We start from the raw sequence: 19,710 nt of genomic DNA, 5'->3' as shown, positions 1-19,710 counted from the left end.
CTGAGTTCAAAGGGATGCGGTACGTGCTGCGGGCGGGCGTGTTCACCGTCCGGGAAGGTGCCGCCGCCGTGGGCGAGATGCGGTTGGTGTCGATGACGCTCGGCGGGCGCGTCGATCTGGAGTCGCCCGACCTCTCCAAACCGGGGGCCCCGGTGCGGCCGCTCGCCATCTACACGGTATCGGGGAACTCGCTCAAAATGTGCGTTTCGCTGCAACCCGTGGGCGTGTCGGGGGATGGCCCGGCGGTGAAGCCAGAAGGCGTGAAACGCCCGACGCGGTTCGGCGAGCCGAACAGTTATGTGGTCGAGTTCAAGAAGATCAAGTAGCGATGGACGGAAGCCGCGGGCGCTGAACATAGAAGGTATCTGTTCGTGTGGTGGCTCTGGGTAACTCCGGACGGGTCCGCTCGGGGTGCCCGGCTTGTTCGCCCCGGTCTTCGCGGGTCCAGTGTATTTAGACCCGTGAGCCGGAATTCCCGTTGTGCCACCTGCGCCGCCAGCACGCGGATATACGCCTGCACGGCCGCGGGCAGAGTAAGAGTACTACCCCTCAACTAACGCGAGAGCAAGACTGCTACCACCAGCACGGCAGCGGCCACGAGCGCGAGAACGGGGTTGAACGGCTGCCGCGGCACCGGGCGGTAATAGCCCATCGTATTCGTCCTCAGGCCGTGCGCCGGGACGGCAACCGCTGGAGTCGGGGACGGAAGCTAATCAGAGGTGAGGTCTACCCGCCCATTTGTGTTACGAATTCTAAAAACATAACACTGATCGACCAGGGTGCGCGCCGGATTCTGGCGCACGGCCCGACCGGGCAATCACTTCGCAGGGCGCGGGGCGCGGTACACTACACCCATGCTCCACCCGGATACACCAGCGCTCGCGCTCGCGCCGATGGAAGGCGTCACCGACGCGCCCATGCGGGCCGTTCAGGGGGCGACCGGCGCGTTCACCTATGCCGTGACCGAGTTCCTGCGGGTTAGCCACGCGGTTCCGCCGCGGCACGTGTTCCACGACCACGTGCCCGAACTCCGCACCGGCGCGGTCACCCTCACGGGGTTGCCGGTCCAAGTGCAACTCCTCGGAGGCGATGCGGGGCGGATGGCGGAGTCGGCGGTTCGCGCCCACGAACTCGGTGCGACCGCCGTTGATGTGAACTTCGGGTGCCCGGCCCCGACCGTGAACCGGCACGACGGCGGCGCGGCCCTCCTGCGGCACCCCTTGCGGATTCGTGAGATCGTCGGCGCCATCCGCGCGGCGCTCCCGCCCCACGTTCCCGTTTCGGCGAAGTTGCGGCTCGGCTGGGACACGCTTGACGCCATCCACGAGAACGCCACGATGGCCGCGGAAGGCGGGGCGGCGTGGATCACCATCCACGGACGAACGCGGGTCGCGGGGTACGCGCCGCCGATCCACTGGAAGCCCATTGGGCGGGTGCGCGAGCGGCTCGGCATCCCGGTTGTCGCGAACGGCGACATCTGGACCGTCGAGGATTTCAAGCGGTGCCGCGACGTGACCGGGTGCAAACACTTCATGCTCGGACGCGGCGCGCTCGCCGACCCGCGCCTCGCCCGCCGTGTTGCGGCCGAACTCGGGCTCGTGCCACCAGTTGAGGAGACCGACGAGCCGTTCGATTGGGCCGCGCAACTGCGGAACCTGGTCGAGTGGTCGCACCGCTTCGACATGCTCCGGTCCGACAAGAACGTGAGCCGGCTCAAGCAGTGGTTGCGGCTCGCGTCGCAGTTCGGGAACTTCGCGCACTTCGACCGCGTCAAGCGCATCGAGAGCGTGAGCGGGCTGTTCGCCGCTCTGGAGTGTCAGACCGGTTTCGAGAGCGTGTCGCGCATCAGCGCGGCGACCGATACCGCGTCTGCGCTGCCGTCCAACTCCAGCGCCTGAATCACCTTCTCGCGGCGCTCGCGCGGGTGGTTCTGGCTCAACTTCTTCTTCCCTTCGAGCCGCTCGATCTCGATCCGGAAGCCGACGATTTGCGGGAGCAACCGCTCCACGAACGGCCCGGACTCGTTCAGCGCCCACGGGTTCGGGCGCGCCGCTTCGTAATAGGTCACGCTCTGGCGCACGATGTCGAGCAGTTCCGTGTGGTCCTCAACCAGCGCGGCGCGGCCGGTGGCGTGGACCGCGACGTAGTTCCACGTCGGGACGGCGTATTCGGTCTCGTACCACGCGGGCGAGATGTAGGCGTGCGGACCGCTGAACACCGCCAGGACCGGTTCCGCGGTCAGGTCGTGCCAGTGCGGGTTCGCCCGGGCCACGTGCCCGACAAGCGTCCCGTGCGGCCCCGCGGTGCGGTCGAGCAGAAAGGGGAGGTGGGTGGCGAACGGTTCGCCCGCAACTCGCGACACCAGCAGCCCGAAACTGTAGCGCTCGATCAGGTCGTGAAGCGCGTCTCGGTTGTCTTCGGCGAAGTGCGGCGGTGTGTACATCAGCGGTTCTCCGGAAAAACGACGGACGCCCCAGGCATCCGACCGGTTCGCCTGGGTAAGCTGGGCAGCAAGCTCACATAGGCGAAAATGTGGAAGGTGTTTCGATAATAAGGTCGACGATCCGGCGACCGCACGTTCTGCGGCTTTTCACCCGCCGACTGGCACGATCGCTGCGTTACTACCGGCAACTCCCTGCGAACGGTTCGCAGTTTTTGCAAGACGCCCAGGGCGAGATTCCCGATGACCCCACTTATCAACCTCTCCGAACCGGTTCAATCCACCCAGGCAGACGTTTCGGCGCCCCGCTTCTTCATCGACAACACCATCGACGCAAGTCCGGACGACGGCGACTGGTGGCTCGACCTCGGCGGCGTCGATCTGCCCGGCTCGATCGCGGTGTAAGTTTTTCGTGCCTAGTGTACGAATGTGTATAAAGTGCGGAAAGTGATTGTAAAAGGAGCAGGCGCAACTGGGACCCCGGCCGACGTTCCGGGTTAACACCACACGGGAAGCGCCGGGCCACACACAAGGAAGACGCCATGAACCACGAACTGGACGTGCTGACGCTGCTGTTGCTGGACCCCTGTCTGACGGCCGACGAGGCGGCCCGCGAGGCCGCGGCGCGGCGGTCGGCGGTGCTTGCGACCGAGCCGCGTGACGAGATGCGTTCGCGCCGGGGCCGCAAGGTGCGGGCCGCGACGGTCCCCGCGGAAGACGGCCCGGCGATGGGGTTCTGAGCCTTCCGGGTGCGGACGAAACTTTTGGTTCGGTCCCTGGGACCGCGGGCGTCCCGCCCGCCCGGCTTCGTGAGTGGTGTCGGTTGGCGTTGATTCGCCAGCCAACCGCTCACGCGGAGCCGGGCGGGCGGGACGCCCGCGGTCCCAGGTGTTAGAGCTGGTAGCAGAATGAGCCCGGCTTGGGGTGGCATTGCGGCTGCCGGGACGACAGGTAGCACCAACACTCGATGGCTGGGCGGAGAAGATTTTTGACAGGATCAACAGGATTCACCGGATTTAGAATTGATCAGTCTTCATCCGGTGAATCCTGTTCATCCTGTCAAAAATCTTCTTCGTAAACATGAAGCCCGCGTAGGCCGGAACGAAGCTGCGGCCGTCCGTCCATTCTGCCGCCGGTTCTTCGAAGCCCCGCAGGTTCACTTCTTCTTGCAGTAGCTGAGCGCCAGCACTGCGAACGCCGTGGCCAGGGTCGGCTCCGTTTCGAGGAACGCCCGGTTGGTGTTGGCCCAGCTCCCGTTCGCCTTCTGCTTGCCCTTCAACTCGTCGAACAGCTCCTGGCGCCAGTCGTGTTCGGTCCCCTTGGCGTCCTTGAACTTCTCCTCGCCCAGCGCGTCCATCGCCTTCGCGAACGTGTGGTAATAGTAGAACAGCCCGCTGTCCTTTTCTTTCATGCCGGGGTTGGCCGACACCGTGTAGTTCTTGCGGACCCACGCGACCGCGGCCAGCACGCGCTTGTCGTCTTTACCGACGCCGGCGTACAGGAAGCTCTTCAGTCCGGCGTAGGTCATGCCGCCCTCGCTCCGCAGCCCGCCGGCGTCGGTGCGCTTGTCGCTCTTAGGGTCCTTGAACGCGCTCGGGTTGTACACGAACCCGCCGCGGGTGTCGTCGTCGGCTTTCTTCGCGAACTCCTGCTTGTTGAACTCGCTCTCCAGGTTCTGGCACCGGCTGATGTAGGTGACCGCGTTCTTGACGGCCGGGTCGTCCTTCGGCACGCCGGCGGCCAGGAGCGCCTCAACCATGAAGTGCGTGTTCGACAGGTCCGGGCCGCCGCGGGCGCCGGGCTTGTCGTACCCGGCGCCGCCGAAGTTCGGATCGTCCGGCGTGAGCCCGTCGGCGAACTGGAGGGTCTTCACGTACTTGCCGGCGGCCTCGAGCACCTTATCGTACTTGCCCCCGGCGTTCATCTCCTTGAAGGCGACGATGGCGAGGCACGTCATGTAGTTTGACATGCCCCGGATGTACACCCCGCCGTCCTTCTGCACGTGCTTTTCGAGAAACCCGACGGCCTTCGCGACCACCGGGTTGTCGGCCGGGACGCCGGCCCGCACGAGTGCCGCGGCGATGAGCGCGGTCAGGCCCGGTTCGGCCTGCGGGACCGGCCCCATCGGCCCGAAGAAGTACCCGTCGTCCTTCTGGGCCGTCTTCAGAAAGCCGAGCGCCTTGTCAACGACGGCCTTGAGGTCGTCGGCGCCGGGGGCGGCGCCGGCGGTCGAGAGGGCCAGCCCCCCCGAGACCGTGGCTACGGCGGGCGCGACGGCGGCGACCTTGAGCCATTCGCGGCGGTTCAACTGCGACATGCGGACCCTCCGTTGAAGCAATGCGGGAACTCGGCTGAGGTGCAACCCGGGCGCGCGGTCGGGCGCACGCGAACCCCGGCTCACCGCCAGGGTACGCGCAAACGGGGGGCGGGGGAATGGTCAAACGGTGGCCGGCGCTGAGCGAGAAATGGCCACGGGTGCAAATGGCCCGTGGTGCGATGTCAAAGCGCACAAACGGACTCAACTCTCCGGCCCCGCCACGCCCCAGGGAGCGATGCTGCGCAGACCGCGTAGCCGGGTCAGGTGTGCCTTGGCGCCCCCAGCAGTTTGCGGAACACAACCTTGTCGTCGCCCGCCTTATAGAACTCGCGGATGCGGGCCTCCTCATCGTACCCCAGCGCCCGGTAGAACGCCCGCGTCTGCTCGAAGCTCCCCAGCCCGGATGTCTCGATCAGCAGCAACCGCGCCCCACGGGCGGCCAGCGCGTGCTCGACGTGCCGCACCAGGGCTGTGCCCCGCCCTTGCCGCTGGCGGTCGGGGTGAATGGCGAGCATGTACAGGTTCCACGTCCCTTCGGTCAGCCGCTCGGGGGCGTAGTACGCCACCCCGACCGGCCCGCCGTCGTCGTCGGTCAGCCACACGTGGTCGGGGCCGCTCTCGCCCGCGAGGCTCGCGGCCAGGACGGCCCCGACGTCGTCGGTCGCGTCGGGCGGGAACAGTCCGGACGATACGGCCAGGGCCAGGATCGCGGCAATGTCGTCGGTCGTGATCGGTCGGATCATCGCGGACTCCGATCGGGTATCGGGCATCACATCCCGACACGTGCCCATCGCTGGAGGTTCGCGCTTCTCTTCGTCCGACCGCAGATTTGCCGCGCGGGGCAGCCGGCAAAGTCAATGTGGTACTCACACGGAAGGGCGGGCACGGCGGCAGCGGCGACGAGCGCGAAACCGGACATGCGACCTTCGTGAGTTAGGCAAGGGAACGTGTCAGATCACGATCCTCTGCGACAAATTAACAATTTTAATATATTACACAATATTGATTCCAGTGCACTATATCGTCAGCGTTCGCACGCGCGAGGCCACGTCCCACTTGCCCACCACCTTCCCGCCCTCGGCCACGAGGACGTGGTGGTGCAGGGCGACCGTCGGGCAGATGTGGCCCGGGAGCGCGTACACCACGTCACCCGGCTTGTAGGCGTCGGCGCCGGCCGTTTCCACGATGAGGTGCTCCTCGTTGTGGCCCACCGTCTTGTACTCGGGGAAGTCGAGTAGCGTGACCCGCTTCTCCAGCAGCGGGTCCGCGGCCACGGCCTTGTTCCCGAGGTCGAGCGTGACGCGGTTCGGGGTGGGGCGGCTGATGACCCGCGTGACCAGCACCGCGGCGGGGGTGATGCCGGCGAGGTCCGCGTACTTGGGGCCGTACCCGGCGTCGTGCAGCACGAACGTCCCCGGCGAGCACTCGATCCCCGGCACGTCGGTCATCGCGGCGTACACCGGGAAGCTCGGCGTGCCGCCGCATACCAGCCGCGGCACCGGTAGCCCTTTCGCTTCGGCGGCGGCGCGCAGGTCGAGCACCGGCTTGATGAACGCGCGAACCGCCTGCTCGCGCTCGGCGCGGTCGGGCTGGCTGTTGTGGCCGTCGTAGAGCTGGAAGCCGTCGAGGCGCAGCCCCGGGAGCTGGCCCGCGAGTTCGTACAGCGCCAGCGCTCCGGGGCCGACCGCGATCCCGGTGCGGTGCTGGCCCACGTCGAGGTCGAGGACCACCCCGATCGTTCGCCCCGCGGCGGCCATCGTCGCGGACAGCGCGCGGGTGGCGGTGGCGTCGTCGATGAGCGCCGAGAAGGTGGTGCCCGGGTACTTCCGGATCAGCTCGCAGGCCCGCTGAATGTTCGGCCCGACCAGCGGGTACGCGATCAGCACGTCGGGCGCGCCCGCGTGCGCCAGCATCTCCGCCTCGGCGATGGTCGCGCACTTGTGCTTCGTGACGCCGGCCTCAAGGAGCAGTTTGACGATTTCGACCGTCTTGTGCGTTTTGACGTGCGGGCGCAGCCGGGCGGGGCCGCCGGCCATCTCGACCACGCGGTTGATGTTCTGCTTGATGAGCGCCGGGAAGAACACGAGCGCCGGGCTGAAGATCGTGGCTTGGTCGGAGAGCTGGTAAGCTGGGTGCATGGTTGGCGTTCCGGGGTGGGTGCTGGTGGTGAACATACCAGAACCGCACCCGCTCTGCGAGTACCGGCGCGCTACGCGCGAACCCGGCTCAGCAGTTCGTTCAGCACCTCGGCGTCGCTCGGGTAGTCGGTCGGCAGCAACACCCGCAGCGGGACCGGCACCTCGTCCATCCGGTACGCGGTGCCGGGGCGGTGGACGCCGTACACCGCCGTCGTGAACCGCACCGCGGCCGGCACCGGCGGCTCGGCTTCGGGCGGGTCGAGTACGATCACCGGGATGCGCTTGAGGTGCTCCAGGGATTCGGGCGGGAAGTCCGCAACGGTCTCGCTGCCGATCAAGAGGCACAGATCGGGTTCGCCGCGGGCGAGCGTTTCGGGGCCGGTGAACTCGCCGGGGTTGTACCGCGGGTACCCGCGGCTCAGGTTCACCCCGAACGGGTAGCCGGTCTGCCACGCGAGCACCGAGTCCGCGCCCGCGACATCGCCGAAGCGGCGCATCCGCCGCGCGTAGAACCGGCCGCGGTCGTTCAGGTCGGTGACCAGTTGCAGCAGCGCTTCGACAGTTCGGTGGGCCTGCCTCCCGCGCGTGACGCCGGCGCCGAAGAAGAACACGCCACACTTCGCGGCCGCGATCGCGCGGGCGAGTGAAGGCAACCCGCCCCCCGGCCGCCTCCCTGAAGGGAGGGGGAGTTCGTCTGAACCGCCAACCGCGTCTGACACGCGAGCCAGTTCGGGCTCGTCTTCTCTCCCCCTCCCTTCAGGGAGGGGGCCGGGGGGTAGGTTGCCTTCACGCATCCGCATCCGCAGTTCCCACAGCGCCTCCCAGTTGCGCGCCGCGGGGATCTGCACGAACAGGTCCGCGAGCTTCGCGGTTTCCGTCTCTTGCTCGTCCACAACGACCACCACGCGCCCCGAACGCCCGCCCGGGACCCACCGGCCCACCGGGTCGGCCGCGTAACGCTCCAGGTGGCGCGGGTGGGTCACCGCCGGGTCACTGCCCCAGAACACGACGAGGTCCGCCCGGTTCTTCACCTCCCCGAGCGTACACGTCGATTCGCCCACCTGCTGAAGCGCCATGATCGACGGCGCGTGACCGGTGCTGGCGGTGGTGTCGATGGTCGCGCCGAGCCGGTCCGCGAGCGCCGCCGCGGCGCGCTGCCCCTCGGTCGTGCTGCGCGACAGCCCGTAGATCAGCGGGTACCGCGCGGCCCTGAGCAGTTCGGCGGCGCGCGCGAACGCGGCGCCCGGGTCGCTCGGCCGACCGTCCAGCAGCGCCGCAGGCGGGGCCGCGCTGTTTTGCGCGCGGAACCACGGGTCCGCGAGCCGGCACGCGCCCTTCGCTTCGACCACGCGCCCGTCGGCGACGGTGACCGCGAGGTCGTCGCACACGCACCCGCACACGGTGCAGCCGATGTCGGTGAAGGTTCGGGGTTGAGAGGTCATCGGGCCGCCCGTGGTCGGTGAAGGGTGCGTAACAGTGGGGCGCGCCGGTTTAGAATCGGCGGAGGGCCGCCTGCGCCGCGAAGTACCCGCACATGCCGTGAACGCCGCCGCCCGGTGGGGTCGAGGACGAGCAGATGTACAGCCCCTTCACGGGGGTGGTGTACGGGTTGAGCCGCGCCACCGGGCGCGTGAAGAGCTGCCACCAGTCCACCACGCCGCCGGCGATGTCGCCGCCGATGTAGTTCGGGTTGTGCGCTTCCATCGCGGCCGTGTTCATCGTGTGCCGCGCGAGGATCACGTCCCGGAAGCCGGGCGCGTACTGCTCGATCTGCGCCTCGATGCGGTCGGTCATGTCCACCGTGGAGCTGTGCGGGACGTGGCAGTAGCCCCACGCGACGTGCTTGCCTTCGGGGGCGCGTGTCGGGTCGAACGGCGTCGGCTGTGCGACCAGCACGAAGGGCTTTTCCGCGTGCTCCCCCTTCCAGGGGGCGGCCTCCGCGGCGGCGACTTCTTCGAGCGTTCCGCCGACGTGGACCGTACCGGTGCGGCGGCACTCGGCGGCCCGCCACGGGATCGGCGCCGATAACGCCCAGTCTAACTTGAACACCCCGGGGCCGTACCGGAACCGTTCGAGCGCCCGCCGGTAGCTCGCCGGCAGCTTGTGCCCCGCCAGGGCGAGAATTTGCTTCGGTGTGACATCGAGTAGGATCGCTTTCGCGCCCGCGAACTCGTCTACCGACTTCACCGGCCGCCCGGTCTCGATCCGCCCGCCGAGCGAGCGCAGATAGGAGGCCAGGGCGTCGGCGATCTTCTGCGCGCCCCCCCTTGGGAAGGGCCACCCGGCCGCGTGCCCCGCGAGCCCGAGCATCAGCGCGACCGCTCCGCCGGGGGACTGTTCCAGCGGCAGCACCGCGTGCGCCGCCAGCCCCGCCACGATCGCCTTCGCGGCGTCCGTTCGGAACCACGCCTCCGCCAGCCCCTTGCCGGAGTGCAGCGCCCGCAGCCCGAACCGCATTCCCAGGATCGGGTGCCGGGGGAGGCGGAACGGGCCGAGCATGTCCCCGAACAGGTTGGCTGCGCCGGCCGCGAGCGGCTGCATCAGCTTCCGGTACGCGCGGGCGTCCTCGCCCACCCCTTCGGCCGTTGCGTCCACGGACCGCTCGAGCGCCGCCGCCCGCCCGTTGTCGAGCGGGTGCGCGAACGGCGTTTCCGGGTGAACCCACTCCAGCCCGTGTTCGTGAAGGGGCAGCGACTGAAGGAACGGGGACACGACCGCCATCGGGTGAACGGCGGAGCAGATGTCGTGAACGAACCCGGGCAGCGTGAGCGCGGCCGACCGCGTGCCGCCGCCGATCGTGTTCGCACCCTCCACGACGAGCACCGCGCGCCCCTGCCGAGCGAGCGCGATTGCCGCGGCCAACCCGTTCGGCCCTGACCCGACCACGACGCACTCGGGGGCTGACATTGGTGTTCTCACAGCAGTTGCGGGCGCCCGCTCCCTGAACCGCACCGGGCAGACAGCTCGCAACGTATGGCCCCGGGGCGGTTTCAGCAACCGAACGGGCGCGCAACTTGCGTAACAGTTTGGATGTCCGCCCTCGCCTGTGCTCGACTACGAAAGGGGCATCCGATGCGCACGTCACTCTTCTCCGCGGCGGTCGTCGCCGCACTCGCAGTTACGGCCTGGCAACCGGCGAAGGCCAGCGCCCAAGTGGTCGTGTATCCGTCGATCAACAGCAGTCCGTATGTATACCCGGCGGGGTACTATTCGTACCCGTCTTACTCCTACAACTACGCGTACAACTACCCTGGTTACCGCACGTACTCCTACGGCTGGTCGAACCCGTACTCCACATGGGGCTGGTCCGGCTACCGCGCGTACCCGTCGTATGGCGCATACGGGGCCGGTTGGCGGAGCGGGTACGGCGGGTATCGCGGGTTCCGGCGCTGGTAGTCGGTGTGTGCGAGCAGAAGCGCGGCCGTTCGGCCGCGTTTTCTTTTTGCCCCGGCATAGGTGCGATACGGTCGAATGGGCGTGTCATTTGCACCAACCGACGCGCGGAGGGGAATACCATCACCGCCGCGAGCGGACATCAACCGAGGGGCACCAATGAAGAAGTGTGAAGTGTGCGGTAACGAGTACGATAAGGCGTTCACCGTGACGGAAAACGACGGCAGCGAGCACACGTTCGACTCGTTCGAGTGTGCGATTCATGCTCTGGCGCCCGAGTGCTCGCATTGCGGGTGCCGGGTCGTGGGACACGGTGTGGAACAGGGCGGCGTCATCTACTGCTGTGCGAACTGCGCGAAGCACGCCGGGCACACCGCCTTGCGCGACCGCGCATGAGCTTCGGACACCGTGCCCGGTCGAGAGCCGGGCGCGCGTTTCGACTTCCCGTCGTCATTTCACCTTGAACCGGCACACGAGCGGGCGGTGGTCCGACGTGTCGTCGGCGACCACACGCGATTCGAGCAACTCCCACCCGACCGGGGCGAAGATGTAGTCGAGGCGCTCGGCGCGCGTGCCCTCGAAGAACGTCGGCGGGCCGTCGAACGCGCCGCTGAACTTGCCGGTGTCGCGGATCAGCTTGATCGACGCGTTCTCGGGCCGGTTGTTGAAATCGCCCGCCAGAATCGCGGGCCGGTCGCCCACGAAGTCCAAAAGTTGCTGCGCCTGCGTCAGGTTGTTCCGCATGTCGAACGAGTCATTGTGCAGTGCGGCCATGAGCACCGGCCGCCCGCCGAACTCGGCCGACACGAACAGCGCCCGCCGGTTGTTCCCCGTCACCCAGAACGGTTTCCGGCCCGCGAGGTCGATGTTCGCGACCGGCGTGAGCGGCGTGCGCGACAGGATCGCGTTGCCGCCGACCACGCGCGCGAACGGGAGGCCGACGTTGTAGTTCTCGCCGGCCGCAACGTGCGGCAGCCCGCACTCACGCGCGAGGAACTCGACCTGATCGACGTTACAGGGCGCCAGTTCGGTGAGGGCTTCCGAGAGGAACACCGCGTCGGGTTGCTCGGCGCGAATGACTTCGGCCATGCGCCGGAGCTTCGCCAGCACGAACGCGCGCGACTCGAACTTCAGCCCGCCCTTGTGGGCGAACCCCTTCGCAATGTTGTAACTGACGAACGTGGCCTCTCCCGCGGGTGATCGTGACGGGGCAACGGGAACGTCCGCGAGGTGCTGCATCCGCGGCGCTTGCCGGTCGGCGAGGGCGAGCCCGTTCAGCGCGAACAGCCCGACCGCCAGCAGCGCCAGCGAACCGAGCGCGGCGACCACCCACAACACACGGCGCGTCCTGCGACTCATAGCGTACTCCTGGCGCCTCCGGCCGTTCGGCCGGGGCGCCTACGCGATCCTCGCCTTCCTCTGGCGATAGTACTTCAACCCCGGGACGAAGAACGACAGCGCCGACACCGCCCCGAACAGCAGAATGCTCACTTGCGGAACCAGTGGCATCACGATCGACGCGCCGAAGTTCAGCGCGGCCCAGCCGTAGAACCGTCCCGACAGGATGCCCGCCTTGAACATCATCACCATCCCGGCCGCGACCGCGACCGCCGGCGACAGCGTCAGCGCCGGGAGCTGCGCCAGCCACTCGATCCAGAACATCGCGATGCTGGCGCATACGCCGGCGGCCCACGCGTGCGCGATCTGCCGCTCGACGAACAGCACCGGCCCGGCGGCCTTGCGCAACTGCCACAGAATTGCCCCCCACGTCACCAGCCCGACCGACCAGAACCCCATGTACCACACGTGGTCCTTGTAGCCGGCCCAGGCCAGCACCTGCGTGAGCAAGCACAGCAGGAAGATCATGACGCTGTGGAAGATCCACAGCTTGCCCCAGTTCTCGAGCACGTCGGCGTGGTGCGTCTCGCGGAACAGCCGCGCCATGAAGAACCGCAGCCCGCTGGGCGCCGCCGCGACCGGCTGCCCGGCCGCGTAGGCTTCGAGGTCCGTCGCCAGCGCGGCGGCCGACGGGTACCGCATCTCGGCGGGCTTCTGGAGGCACTTCAGGCAGATGAGCTCCAGTTCGCGGTCGACGGTCGCGTTGAGGTGCCGCGGCGGCACCGGCTCTTGCTCCATGACGAGGAGCAGTGTGTCAACGGGGTGGGCGGCCTGGAACGGCGGGCGCCCCGTGAGCAACTCGTACAGGATGGCGCCGAGCGCGTACACGTCGGCGGTCGGTGTGAGGTCCTTGCGCCGCGCGGCCTGTTCGGGCGCCATGTAGCTCGGCGTCCCGACCACGAGGCCGGTTTTGGTGATGCCCTCCGATCGGTCGATCTGCTTCGCGAGGCCGAAATCGGACACCTTCGGCTGGAGCGCCGAGGCCGTGGCGCGGAGCGCGGAATCGGAACCCGAAAGCGGCAGCGGGTCGGCTTTCCGCTCCGCGCCCCCGAGCAGGATGTTGCTCGGCTTCAGGTCGCGGTGCAGGATGCCCGCGGCGTGCGCGTGCTCGACCGCCCGGGCGATCACGGCGACCAGCGCGGCGGCGGCGCGCGGCGGGAGCGGGCCGCCGGTGCGGACCTTCTCCGCGAGCGTCGGGCCGTCGACGAACTCCATGCACAGGTACGCCTGCCCGCCGGCCGTGCCCACGTCGTACACGGTCACGATGTTGGGGTGCTTGAGCCGCGCCGCGGACTCGGCCTCGGTGCGGAACCGCGCGCGGTCGGCGTCGGTCGCGAGGTGCGCTTCGCGGACCAGCTTGAGCGCGACGACGCGGTTGAGGCTCTTCTGCCGGGCGCGGTACACGACCCCCATGCCCCCGCGCCCCACCTCTTCGAGCAGCTCGAAGTCGCCGAAGTCGCGGGGCAGCGCCGCGGACCCGTGCTCGGCCCGGTCCGTGGGCGTCCGCGAGTCGGGGTAGGGCAGGGTGACCGCGTGCGGGGCCGGCTCGGCCGGGCGGGCCAGGTGCGCGAACTGCGCCACCGCCCACAGCGCGCGCAGCTCGTCCGCCAGTTCCGGGTGCTCGCGGGCCGCGGAATCCACGTCCGCGGTGCGCCCGGCCCGCTGCTCGAACGCGAGCCGGTCGATGAGCAACGCCAACTGCTCGTCGTGATCGTGCGCCATAGCTCAAAATAAAGAGTGTTCACCGCAGAGGGCACGAGAGGGCGCAGAGAGAACGAACAGAGAGTTGAGGTGCCCCTCGCTTGTCTTTCTCTCTGTGCCCTCTCGTGCCCTCTGCGGTAAAAAAACGCCTAAAGAGTGTTCACCGCAGAGGGCACGAGAGGGCACAGAGAGAAAAATAAGCGAGCTGAGCTTTCCTCACTCTTGTTTCTCTCTCTGCGCCCTCTCGTGCCCTCTGCGGTAAAAACGCCTTCTGCCTTTACTCGTCTTCCCCGAGGCGGGCCGCGTAGTCCGCGAGCGCCTCGGCCGCGTCGTCCGCGAACTCGGTCGCGTCGTCGATGTCGAACCGGATGAAGCCGTAGGGCTCCCGGGGGTCGATGCGCACCGCGAGGTCGATCCACCGGCCGCCGATCTGGTACGTGAGCCACCCGGCTTCGAGCGGCTCGTACCGCGCCCCCGGGATGCCCGCGATGACCGTCAGCTCCGGCCGCTCGGGCGACACCAGCACGGACGCCTCGCGCACCGCCTCTTTGAGCAGCGGGTACACCTCGTCCGGTGGCGCCGACAGCTCCCAGTCGCGGCCGTCCACGCGGTAGTACAGCAGCCCGCCCTCTTCCCCGAACCGCACCTCGAGCTGCGTCGCCTTGTCGCGGATTGCGTTCAAGATCACGACGTGCAGGAAGCGCTTAACGTCCGATTCGCCGAGAAGCTGATCGACGGATTCATAAGCCAGCACGGGAACCTCACGAGGCAGTCAGGCGAATTCGGAATCGTCAAAATACACAGAGCCGTTTTCATCAAAGTGCGAGTCGAGCAGTTCATTTGCCCGCCCGGACAGCTCCGGCAGAACCGGGAGTTCCAGGGTCGAGCACTCCAGGACGGACGACGGCGGGTGTGGCACCGGCACGATCTCCACGCGGACGGCGAACTCGTGCCCGCCGAGACGCGCGGTGAACCGTCCGTCCGATCCGCCGGCCAGCTCGCGCAGCAGGCGCGTCAACTTTGGCAGGACCGTATCGGGTGGCGGTACCAGGCTGTACCAGTCGCCGCCGATGCGGCACTCGACGGTGCTGCTCCCGGCCCCGGACCGGCGCGAGGGGTCGAACGTGAGCCGATCGGCCCCGTCGCGGGTCGTCATCATCAAGGCGAGCGACACCAGGCGGGCGGGGCCTGTGCCGAACCGTGCGGCGGTGTCGAGGTCGAACGGCGCCATCAGCCCCCCGGTCGAGTCGGGGCGGGTGCGAATGCCGTCGGCACGGCGGTTTGCAACCGGGCGACGAGGTCGTTGAAGTCGCCGGCACACATCATGTGCGCCTCGATGCGGAGGGGTTGGGCGCTGAGGGCGTGAACCACCTCCAGCCCGCGCTTGTGCCCGCCCCCGTTCGTCGCGACCGTCCGGATCGCGTTCAGTGGCACCGCTTCGGGCTGCGGCGGCTCTTGCGACAGCAGCTCGCCGTGCTCACCCCGCGGCGGCTCGCCGCGGGCTTCGGCCGGGAGCACCAGCGCGTCGGCGGTGAGCCGCAGCAGCGGCGGGCGGAACGTGTTGCGCACGCCCGTGACCAGCGACCAGAACGCCATCCCGAGCGTGGGCGCGCCGAACACGCCGAACACCATCATCGCGACGCCGGTCGGCAGGTCGCCGGTGCGGACGCGGTCGTACCCGGCCGGGAACAGCGACACCGCGAACGTGCCGAAGAGCCCGAAGAACAGCACCGAGCAGCCGACCATGTGCCAGCCCGACCAGTACGGGTACGCGCGCCCCGCGGCGCCGGCATCAGACGTCATCGGGCCGCTCCTGTCCGTCCGGCACGAGCACCGTGCGCAACCGCCGCAGCGCCCGCAAGTACCGCATCGACGCCGCGGCCTCGGTCAACTGCAGCGCGTGCGCCACCTCCTGGTTCGACAGCGCCTCGTGGTGCCGCATCAGCACGATCTCGCGGTCGTCCTCTGAGAGCTTGTCGATCGCGGTCGCGAGCCGGCGCTGGAGCTCCAGCCGGATCGCTTCCGACGTGGGGGTGCGCTCGGTGTCGATCAGTTGCGCGACCAGTGAGGCGCTCGACCCGTCGTCCCACGCCGGGCGGGCGATCGGCTGCTCGCGGTCCACGCTGCGGCGCTGCGCCAGCCGGTGCCGGCGGTGCGTGTCGATGATGCGGTCCTGCGCGAGGTGCCGCAGCCACAGGTGGAACGGCATGTCGGGCTTTTTCAGGTACTCGGTGAGCCGCTGGTTGGCCTCGATCAGCACGTCCTGAACGATGTCGGAGGCGTCCACGCGGCGCGCGACGGCCGGGTCGAGGCGCAGGCCGACGACCTGGCGCAGCGGGTCGCGGAACTCGCCGAGGAGCTTGTCGACCGCGCCCGGTGCGCCGGTGCGGGCCTCGCTGAGGAGGCGGTCGGTTTCTTCGCGGTTGGGCCACATGTCGCTATTTTACAACCATTCGGGCTCACGAATTACGCGGAATCCGGGAACGACACGTCCGAGGGTGCTCTGGTAGGCTGATGGCAGGCGAACCGACCGCGGGAGAGTTACGCGTGCCACTCCTGGATCACTTCCACCCGCCGCTGTACCCGCGGCGCCACTGGGAATCGTTTCACGTCACCTGGGCCGGCGCGATCGCGGACGCGCTCAACGAGCAACTGCTGCCGGACGGTTATTTTGCCGAGGAACAGGCGCACGCCGGGGCGCGCGTCGAGATCGACGTTGCGACGTTCGCCGACGGTGAAACCGTCGCCCGGAACGGCACAGTCGCAACGCGGACCTACGCACCGCCGGAACCGCCCGTCGTTGTGCCCGCGGCCTTCCCGGACGAGTTCGAGGTGCGCGTGTACGGCGGCGAGGGCGATGCCCGTCTTGTCGCCGCAATCGAACTGGTCAGCCCTGCAAATAAGGACCGCGATACCCACCGCCGCGCCTTCGCCGCTAAGTGTGCCGGTTACCTCGCGCAAGGGGTCGCGCTGATCGTGGTCGATGTGGTCACGAACCGAACCGGTAACCTGCACACGCTGATTTTCGAGGTGCTGGGCCGGGCCGCGGATGCCGACCTGCCGCACGGAACCGACCTCTACGCGGTGGCGTACCGGCCGCTCGTTCGTGACGGAGCGGACGTGATCCAGGCGTGGCCCCACGCGCTCGCGGTCGGCGGCAAGCTGCCGACGCTGCCGCTCGCCCTGAACGCCGAACTGTGCGTGCCGATCGACCTCGAAGCGACGTACACCGCCGCGTGCGCCCGCCGCCGGCTCGGGTGAGTGCCCCGGTCGTGCCCGAGCCTCGTTGGTTGGTAAGGTTCTGGTTTTGAGTGTGGCCCGCTCGCTCCGCGAGCGGGTGCGATGACGTGCAGGGTGCCGGGTGTGGCTAATTTGATACGCGGAGCGAGCGGGCCACACTCAGAACCCGGCTACGGCTTCGCCCGGGGTGCCGGTGCGGTGCGAAGGGGTGCGGTCAGTTCGGTCACCTTCGCCTGCGCGGCCTTCAGCAGCGGGTCGCGGACGAAGTTGCTCGCGAAGCCCAGTTGGTGCGGCCCGACGCTCTTGAGCGCGGCGGCCCCGCGCCTGACGGAGAAACCCCAGTCGGCCGGCTCCTCGCCGTTCAGTTTGAGCGCGACGGCGGTGGCGATGTCCCGCATCTGCAAGGTGCGTTCGTGCGACGAGGCGAACTCGCGCGTGTCGCCGAACGCGGCCACCGCTGCGGCGGTGTCGGCCGCGGTTCCGCCCTGCGCGAGGTACAGCAGCGCCCAACCGCGCGCACGCTCGGTCCGCTTGGTATCGGCCGCAACGGCACGGGCCAGGGCCGCTCCTTCCCGGCAGTCGAGCATGAGGAGCGTCGAGAACCCGGAAACGGCGGCGTCCGGGTTCTCGCGCGCCCCGAGCCACGCCACAAACAGCCGCTGGAGGGCGGCCGGCGGTCGCCCCAGCGCGCCAGGTGTGGGCCGATGCTCGGCACCGAGCCCGGCCCAGCAAGCGTGCCATGCGGTGTGTTCATCCCGTGGTGCATCGAGCCGCACGCGTTGCGCAGGCACCGCCTCAGTGCCAGGGAACGTGCCCAACAGGAGCATCGCGGGGTACGTGCCCCGTTCCGGCGACCACTGCGTGAGCGCGGTCACCGGGCTCCGCTTGGATTCGGCGGCGTACCAGTCCTTGAGATCCCGAGCCAGTCGCGCGTGGGCCGTCCGGTGCAACCGCTCGGCCGCGTTCGCGTTCTCGATCGCTTCGATTATTGCCACGAACGACCGTTCGTTGGCCAAGAGCTCGGCGAAGATGGCGCGGGCGTCCGGGCCGTCGCCGGTGATGTCCTTGAGCCTCGTCCAGACCGGGTGTTTGAACGTGTCCGGGTTCGCGGCGAACGCGGCCGTGGCGCGCTGCCAGTCGGCCCGGCGGAGCGCGGGCAGGACGGCGGCGCACCGCCGCGCGATCTCGGGGTTGTCCGACTTCAGCCCCACGAGTAAGGCGGACTTAGCCGGGGCGCCGAGTTCTTTCAGCTTCTCCTCGGCGGCCTCCCGTTCGGCAAAGCTTTCACTGCCCAACTGCGCGATCAGCTTCGCCATCGGATCGTCAACGGGGCGCGGCGCTGGTGCGGTCGCGTTCCCGCTCGCGGCCGGCGCGTCCGCCGAACCGGTCATCGCCAGCCCGCCGCACGCGAGCGCGAGGCACACCGCTCCCGCGACCGCGCCGGCCCGCAACTGATCGAACAGCATGGCTTTCAGGACCACTGCCGCCGCCGCACCCACGGTTCCGCCGGCGGCGCCGCTTACCGCGACCGTCGTTACCCGGACGAGTTCGGCTGAAACGGTCATCGCCCCGGAGGTCAGCACCGCGAGCGCGACCGAAGGCGCAACCCCGCGGGCGGCGAGTCGTGACGCGAGCTTGCGCTTCGCGGCGGCGAGCCGGCTGGAGACGGTGCCCTCTGGTACGCCGAGTTCCGTTGCGGCCTCGCGCCGCGACAGCCCCCGTAACTCGCACAGCACCACCGCCACGCGGTATAACTCCGGGAGCCGCGCGAGTTCCTCGTCGACGATCGCGGCCTGCTCGGCGACCGCGAGTGTGTCGTCGGGCGCCGGGGCCGGGCTCGTGTGATCCCGCTTCCGATCCGGGTCGGCGCGTCGCTCGCGCCGGTCGCGTGTGAGTCGCACCCCGCGGGCGGTCCGCACGGCGACCCCGTACAGCCATCCGGCGACGTTGGACCCGCGCACGCTACCCGCCTTGCGGGCCAGCACCAGGAACGTCGCCTGGAACGCGTCCTCCGCGTCGTGCGGGTCGGACAGCACCCGCCGACATACCGCGAGCACCATCGGCCCGTGCCGGCGCACCAACTCCGCGAACGGATCGTCGGCGCGCGACGAGATGAACGCGCTCAGGAGCTGGGCGTCCGTGTTCGGGACTTCCTGGGACAGCGTGAGGCGGGCCAGCGCGACGGCAGAACGGGGCACGGTTCGGCCCTCCGGGGTGGTTGCTCACCGGAATAGTGTGCGGAGGGGACCGGCGCGTCGCGCGAAAGTGCGCGAGAGCACGAAACACCTGTTCCGTCCGCGGGGCCGCTCAAAGCCGCACGCTTGCCGCGGGCGGAAACTGGATCAATCTTTCTTGTTCGATCTGCCTTTTTCTCGCTTTTCCGCTTCGCTCAAGTGTTTTTGTGCCGATTCCATGAGCCGCGGGCGCGCGGACCGCGGAGCATCCGGGCCGGGCCGGTCGATGTACTCGAGCGGCAAACTCGTGACCAGCGCCGCCACCACTGGGTCGCCCGCGAGCGCTTCACCATAGGCTGCCGCCAAGACCGCGTCTTTCGGGGCGCCGCCCCGCACGACTTCGGTGAGCAGCCGTAGCGTCTCAACGGGGTTGGCCTGGTAACACGCGACCAAGTCCGGCGGCAGTGTCAGAATCCGTTTGCCCTGAAACGGCCCCTCGTCGGGCCGCGTGTACGTCGGACCCTTGTCGTAGACCGCGCGACGGACTTGCACCTGCTGCGCGGCCGTCAGCGGCTTGGCCGCTAGCTCCATCGAACCAGCATTTGAAATGTTATCCGTTTGGCTTATTAATAAATAAATGGCAACGGTAATCGCTTTGAAGCGCGACATAGGTGCCTTCTTGATCGGGGGCATTGTCAGATTACTCGGCGCCGGGTGACCGCGGCCCCTGCCGAAGTGAGCGGGGCTGCGATCGAGTTCGGCCGCCGCCCGGGGGGGCGGCGGCTGTACGGCCACGGTCGGTTGAGTTCGGTCTCCTGCCGTCCGTGATTGTGCAGCCGGCTGAACTCGATTGCAAGCATCGGGATGAACACGCGGCCTGAATGGATTCGGCCTTTCAAGCCGTCAGGT

At 68.6% G+C, this 19,710-nt stretch carries 21 protein-coding genes; 7 read left to right on the top strand and 14 right to left on the bottom strand.

The annotated features are described in order from the left end of the window. Positions 1-326: hypothetical protein (locus R5W23_RS08690; RefSeq protein WP_320685995.1), on the top strand; the 326-nt coding region annotated here is incomplete at its 5' end. A 528-nt stretch (positions 327-854) separates the two neighbouring features. Then, positions 855-1,898 (top strand): tRNA dihydrouridine synthase, encoded by a 1,044-nt coding sequence (locus tag R5W23_RS08685; protein ID WP_320685994.1) that lies wholly within the window; start codon positions 855-857, stop codon positions 1,896-1,898. Here R5W23_RS08685 and R5W23_RS08680 read toward each other — a convergent pair. Beyond that, the gene (locus tag R5W23_RS08680; RefSeq protein ID WP_320685993.1) at positions 1,817-2,443 is read right to left on the bottom strand and encodes an FMN-binding negative transcriptional regulator; all 627 of its coding nucleotides are present in this window, start codon (positions 2,441-2,443) and stop codon (positions 1,817-1,819) included. The genes R5W23_RS08685 and R5W23_RS08680 overlap by 82 nt on opposite strands. Positions 2,444-2,683: 240 nt before the next feature. Between R5W23_RS08680 and R5W23_RS08675 the strand changes: the two genes are divergently transcribed. Further along, positions 2,684-2,845: a hypothetical protein gene (locus R5W23_RS08675; RefSeq protein WP_010044205.1), complete on the top strand. Its 162-nt coding sequence runs from the start codon at positions 2,684-2,686 to the stop codon at positions 2,843-2,845. A 137-nt stretch (positions 2,846-2,982) separates the two neighbouring features. Continuing rightward, positions 2,983-3,180, top strand: coding sequence for a hypothetical protein (locus R5W23_RS08670; RefSeq protein WP_320685992.1), 198 nt, complete (start codon positions 2,983-2,985; stop codon positions 3,178-3,180). Positions 3,181-3,596: 416 nt separating this feature from the next. Here the strand turns inward: R5W23_RS08670 and R5W23_RS08665 are convergent, their stop codons facing one another. The 5 genes from R5W23_RS08665 to R5W23_RS08645 all read right to left on the bottom strand — a co-directional run bounded on the left by R5W23_RS08665 (position 3,597) and on the right by R5W23_RS08645 (position 9,802). Further along, on the bottom strand, positions 3,597-4,757 hold the full coding sequence (locus R5W23_RS08665) for a prenyltransferase/squalene oxidase repeat-containing protein (RefSeq protein WP_320685991.1): 1,161 nt from the start codon (positions 4,755-4,757) through the stop codon (positions 3,597-3,599). Positions 4,758-5,017: 260 nt separating this feature from the next. Beyond that, positions 5,018-5,500 (bottom strand): GNAT family N-acetyltransferase, encoded by a 483-nt coding sequence (locus R5W23_RS08660; RefSeq protein ID WP_320685990.1) that lies wholly within the window; start codon positions 5,498-5,500, stop codon positions 5,018-5,020. A 273-nt stretch (positions 5,501-5,773) separates the two neighbouring features. Next, positions 5,774-6,895: a D-TA family PLP-dependent enzyme gene (locus R5W23_RS08655; RefSeq protein WP_320685989.1), complete on the bottom strand. Its 1,122-nt coding sequence runs from the start codon at positions 6,893-6,895 to the stop codon at positions 5,774-5,776. Between the two features lie 71 nt (positions 6,896-6,966). After that, complete coding sequence (locus R5W23_RS08650) at positions 6,967-8,337, bottom strand: formylmethanofuran dehydrogenase subunit B (RefSeq protein ID WP_320685988.1); 1,371 nt, start codon at positions 8,335-8,337, stop codon at positions 6,967-6,969. Between the two features lie 49 nt (positions 8,338-8,386). Further along, positions 8,387-9,802 carry a phytoene desaturase family protein gene (locus R5W23_RS08645; protein ID WP_320685987.1) on the bottom strand — a complete coding sequence of 472 codons (1,416 nt, stop codon included), beginning with the start codon at positions 9,800-9,802 and terminating at the stop codon, positions 8,387-8,389. A gap of 165 nt (positions 9,803-9,967) precedes the next feature. Here R5W23_RS08645 and R5W23_RS08640 point away from each other — a divergent pair, with 165 nt between their 5' ends. Next, entirely contained in the window at positions 9,968-10,291 is a 324-nt protein-coding gene (locus tag R5W23_RS08640) for a hypothetical protein (protein WP_261187834.1), read from the top strand. A 156-nt stretch (positions 10,292-10,447) separates the two neighbouring features. Further along, the gene (locus tag R5W23_RS08635) at positions 10,448-10,684 is read left to right on the top strand and encodes a hypothetical protein (RefSeq protein WP_261187833.1); all 237 of its coding nucleotides are present in this window, start codon (positions 10,448-10,450) and stop codon (positions 10,682-10,684) included. Positions 10,685-10,738: 54 nt separating this feature from the next. Here the strand turns inward: R5W23_RS08635 and R5W23_RS08630 are convergent, their stop codons facing one another. The 6 genes from R5W23_RS08630 to R5W23_RS08605 all read right to left on the bottom strand — a co-directional run bounded on the left by R5W23_RS08630 (position 10,739) and on the right by R5W23_RS08605 (position 15,821). Further along, positions 10,739-11,647, bottom strand: a complete 909-nt coding sequence (locus tag R5W23_RS08630; RefSeq protein ID WP_320685986.1) for an endonuclease/exonuclease/phosphatase family protein — start codon at positions 11,645-11,647, stop codon at positions 10,739-10,741. A gap of 39 nt (positions 11,648-11,686) precedes the next feature. Beyond that, on the bottom strand, positions 11,687-13,408 hold the full coding sequence (locus R5W23_RS08625) for a serine/threonine-protein kinase (RefSeq protein WP_320685985.1): 1,722 nt from the start codon (positions 13,406-13,408) through the stop codon (positions 11,687-11,689). 256 nt (positions 13,409-13,664) lie between these two features. Continuing rightward, positions 13,665-14,141 carry a hypothetical protein gene (locus tag R5W23_RS08620; protein WP_320685984.1) on the bottom strand — a complete coding sequence of 159 codons (477 nt, stop codon included), beginning with the start codon at positions 14,139-14,141 and terminating at the stop codon, positions 13,665-13,667. An 18-nt stretch (positions 14,142-14,159) separates the two neighbouring features. Next, positions 14,160-14,618: a hypothetical protein gene (locus R5W23_RS08615; RefSeq protein WP_320685983.1), complete on the bottom strand. Its 459-nt coding sequence runs from the start codon at positions 14,616-14,618 to the stop codon at positions 14,160-14,162. Beyond that, positions 14,618-15,190, bottom strand: coding sequence for a hypothetical protein (locus tag R5W23_RS08610; RefSeq protein WP_320685982.1), 573 nt, complete (start codon positions 15,188-15,190; stop codon positions 14,618-14,620). The genes R5W23_RS08615 and R5W23_RS08610 overlap by 1 nt, the downstream gene beginning before the upstream one ends. Then, on the bottom strand, positions 15,180-15,821 hold the full coding sequence (locus R5W23_RS08605) for a sigma-70 family RNA polymerase sigma factor (RefSeq protein ID WP_320685981.1): 642 nt from the start codon (positions 15,819-15,821) through the stop codon (positions 15,180-15,182). Before R5W23_RS08605 ends, R5W23_RS08610 begins: the two co-directional genes overlap by 11 nt. 113 nt (positions 15,822-15,934) lie before the next feature. Here R5W23_RS08605 and R5W23_RS08600 point away from each other — a divergent pair, with 113 nt between their 5' ends. Further along, complete coding sequence (locus R5W23_RS08600; RefSeq protein ID WP_320685980.1) at positions 15,935-16,648, top strand: DUF4058 family protein; 714 nt, start codon at positions 15,935-15,937, stop codon at positions 16,646-16,648. A 149-nt stretch (positions 16,649-16,797) separates the two neighbouring features. Here the strand turns inward: R5W23_RS08600 and R5W23_RS08595 are convergent, their stop codons facing one another. After that, positions 16,798-18,825, bottom strand: coding sequence for an RNA polymerase sigma factor (locus tag R5W23_RS08595; protein ID WP_320685979.1), 2,028 nt, complete (start codon positions 18,823-18,825; stop codon positions 16,798-16,800). 144 nt (positions 18,826-18,969) lie between these two features. Next, a complete protein-coding gene (locus R5W23_RS08590; protein WP_320685978.1) occupies positions 18,970-19,470 on the bottom strand; it encodes a hypothetical protein in 501 nt (166 codons plus the stop codon). Between the last annotated feature and the right edge of the window lie 240 nt (positions 19,471-19,710).

The organism is Gemmata algarum, from assembly GCF_034097035.1.
In the GTDB taxonomy this organism is placed as follows: domain Bacteria; phylum Planctomycetota; class Planctomycetia; order Gemmatales; family Gemmataceae; genus Gemmata; species Gemmata algarum.
This window is presented reverse-complemented; position numbering and strand designations above follow the sequence as displayed.

Coding starts and splice junctions, on each gene's coding strand:
- R5W23_RS08670 (WP_320685992.1), top strand. CDS start 2,983: ATGAACCACGAACTGGACGTGCTGACGCTGCTGTTGCTGGACCCCTGT.
- R5W23_RS08630 (WP_320685986.1), bottom strand. CDS start 11,647: ATGAGTCGCAGGACGCGCCGTGTGTTGTGGGTGGTCGCCGCGCTCGGT.
- R5W23_RS08590 (WP_320685978.1), bottom strand. CDS start 19,470: ATGTCGCGCTTCAAAGCGATTACCGTTGCCATTTATTTATTAATAAGC.
- R5W23_RS08675 (WP_010044205.1), top strand. CDS start 2,684: ATGACCCCACTTATCAACCTCTCCGAACCGGTTCAATCCACCCAGGCA.
- R5W23_RS08685 (WP_320685994.1), top strand. CDS start 855: ATGCTCCACCCGGATACACCAGCGCTCGCGCTCGCGCCGATGGAAGGC.
- R5W23_RS08665 (WP_320685991.1), bottom strand. CDS start 4,757: ATGTCGCAGTTGAACCGCCGCGAATGGCTCAAGGTCGCCGCCGTCGCG.
- R5W23_RS08640 (WP_261187834.1), top strand. CDS start 9,968: ATGCGCACGTCACTCTTCTCCGCGGCGGTCGTCGCCGCACTCGCAGTT.
- R5W23_RS08635 (WP_261187833.1), top strand. CDS start 10,448: ATGAAGAAGTGTGAAGTGTGCGGTAACGAGTACGATAAGGCGTTCACC.
- R5W23_RS08655 (WP_320685989.1), bottom strand. CDS start 6,895: ATGCACCCAGCTTACCAGCTCTCCGACCAAGCCACGATCTTCAGCCCG.
- R5W23_RS08660 (WP_320685990.1), bottom strand. CDS start 5,500: ATGATCCGACCGATCACGACCGACGACATTGCCGCGATCCTGGCCCTG.
- R5W23_RS08680 (WP_320685993.1), bottom strand. CDS start 2,443: ATGTACACACCGCCGCACTTCGCCGAAGACAACCGAGACGCGCTTCAC.
- R5W23_RS08645 (WP_320685987.1), bottom strand. CDS start 9,802: ATGTCAGCCCCCGAGTGCGTCGTGGTCGGGTCAGGGCCGAACGGGTTG.
- R5W23_RS08650 (WP_320685988.1), bottom strand. CDS start 8,337: ATGACCTCTCAACCCCGAACCTTCACCGACATCGGCTGCACCGTGTGC.
- R5W23_RS08610 (WP_320685982.1), bottom strand. CDS start 15,190: ATGACGTCTGATGCCGGCGCCGCGGGGCGCGCGTACCCGTACTGGTCG.
- R5W23_RS08605 (WP_320685981.1), bottom strand. CDS start 15,821: ATGTGGCCCAACCGCGAAGAAACCGACCGCCTCCTCAGCGAGGCCCGC.
- R5W23_RS08625 (WP_320685985.1), bottom strand. CDS start 13,408: ATGGCGCACGATCACGACGAGCAGTTGGCGTTGCTCATCGACCGGCTC.
- R5W23_RS08615 (WP_320685983.1), bottom strand. CDS start 14,618: ATGGCGCCGTTCGACCTCGACACCGCCGCACGGTTCGGCACAGGCCCC.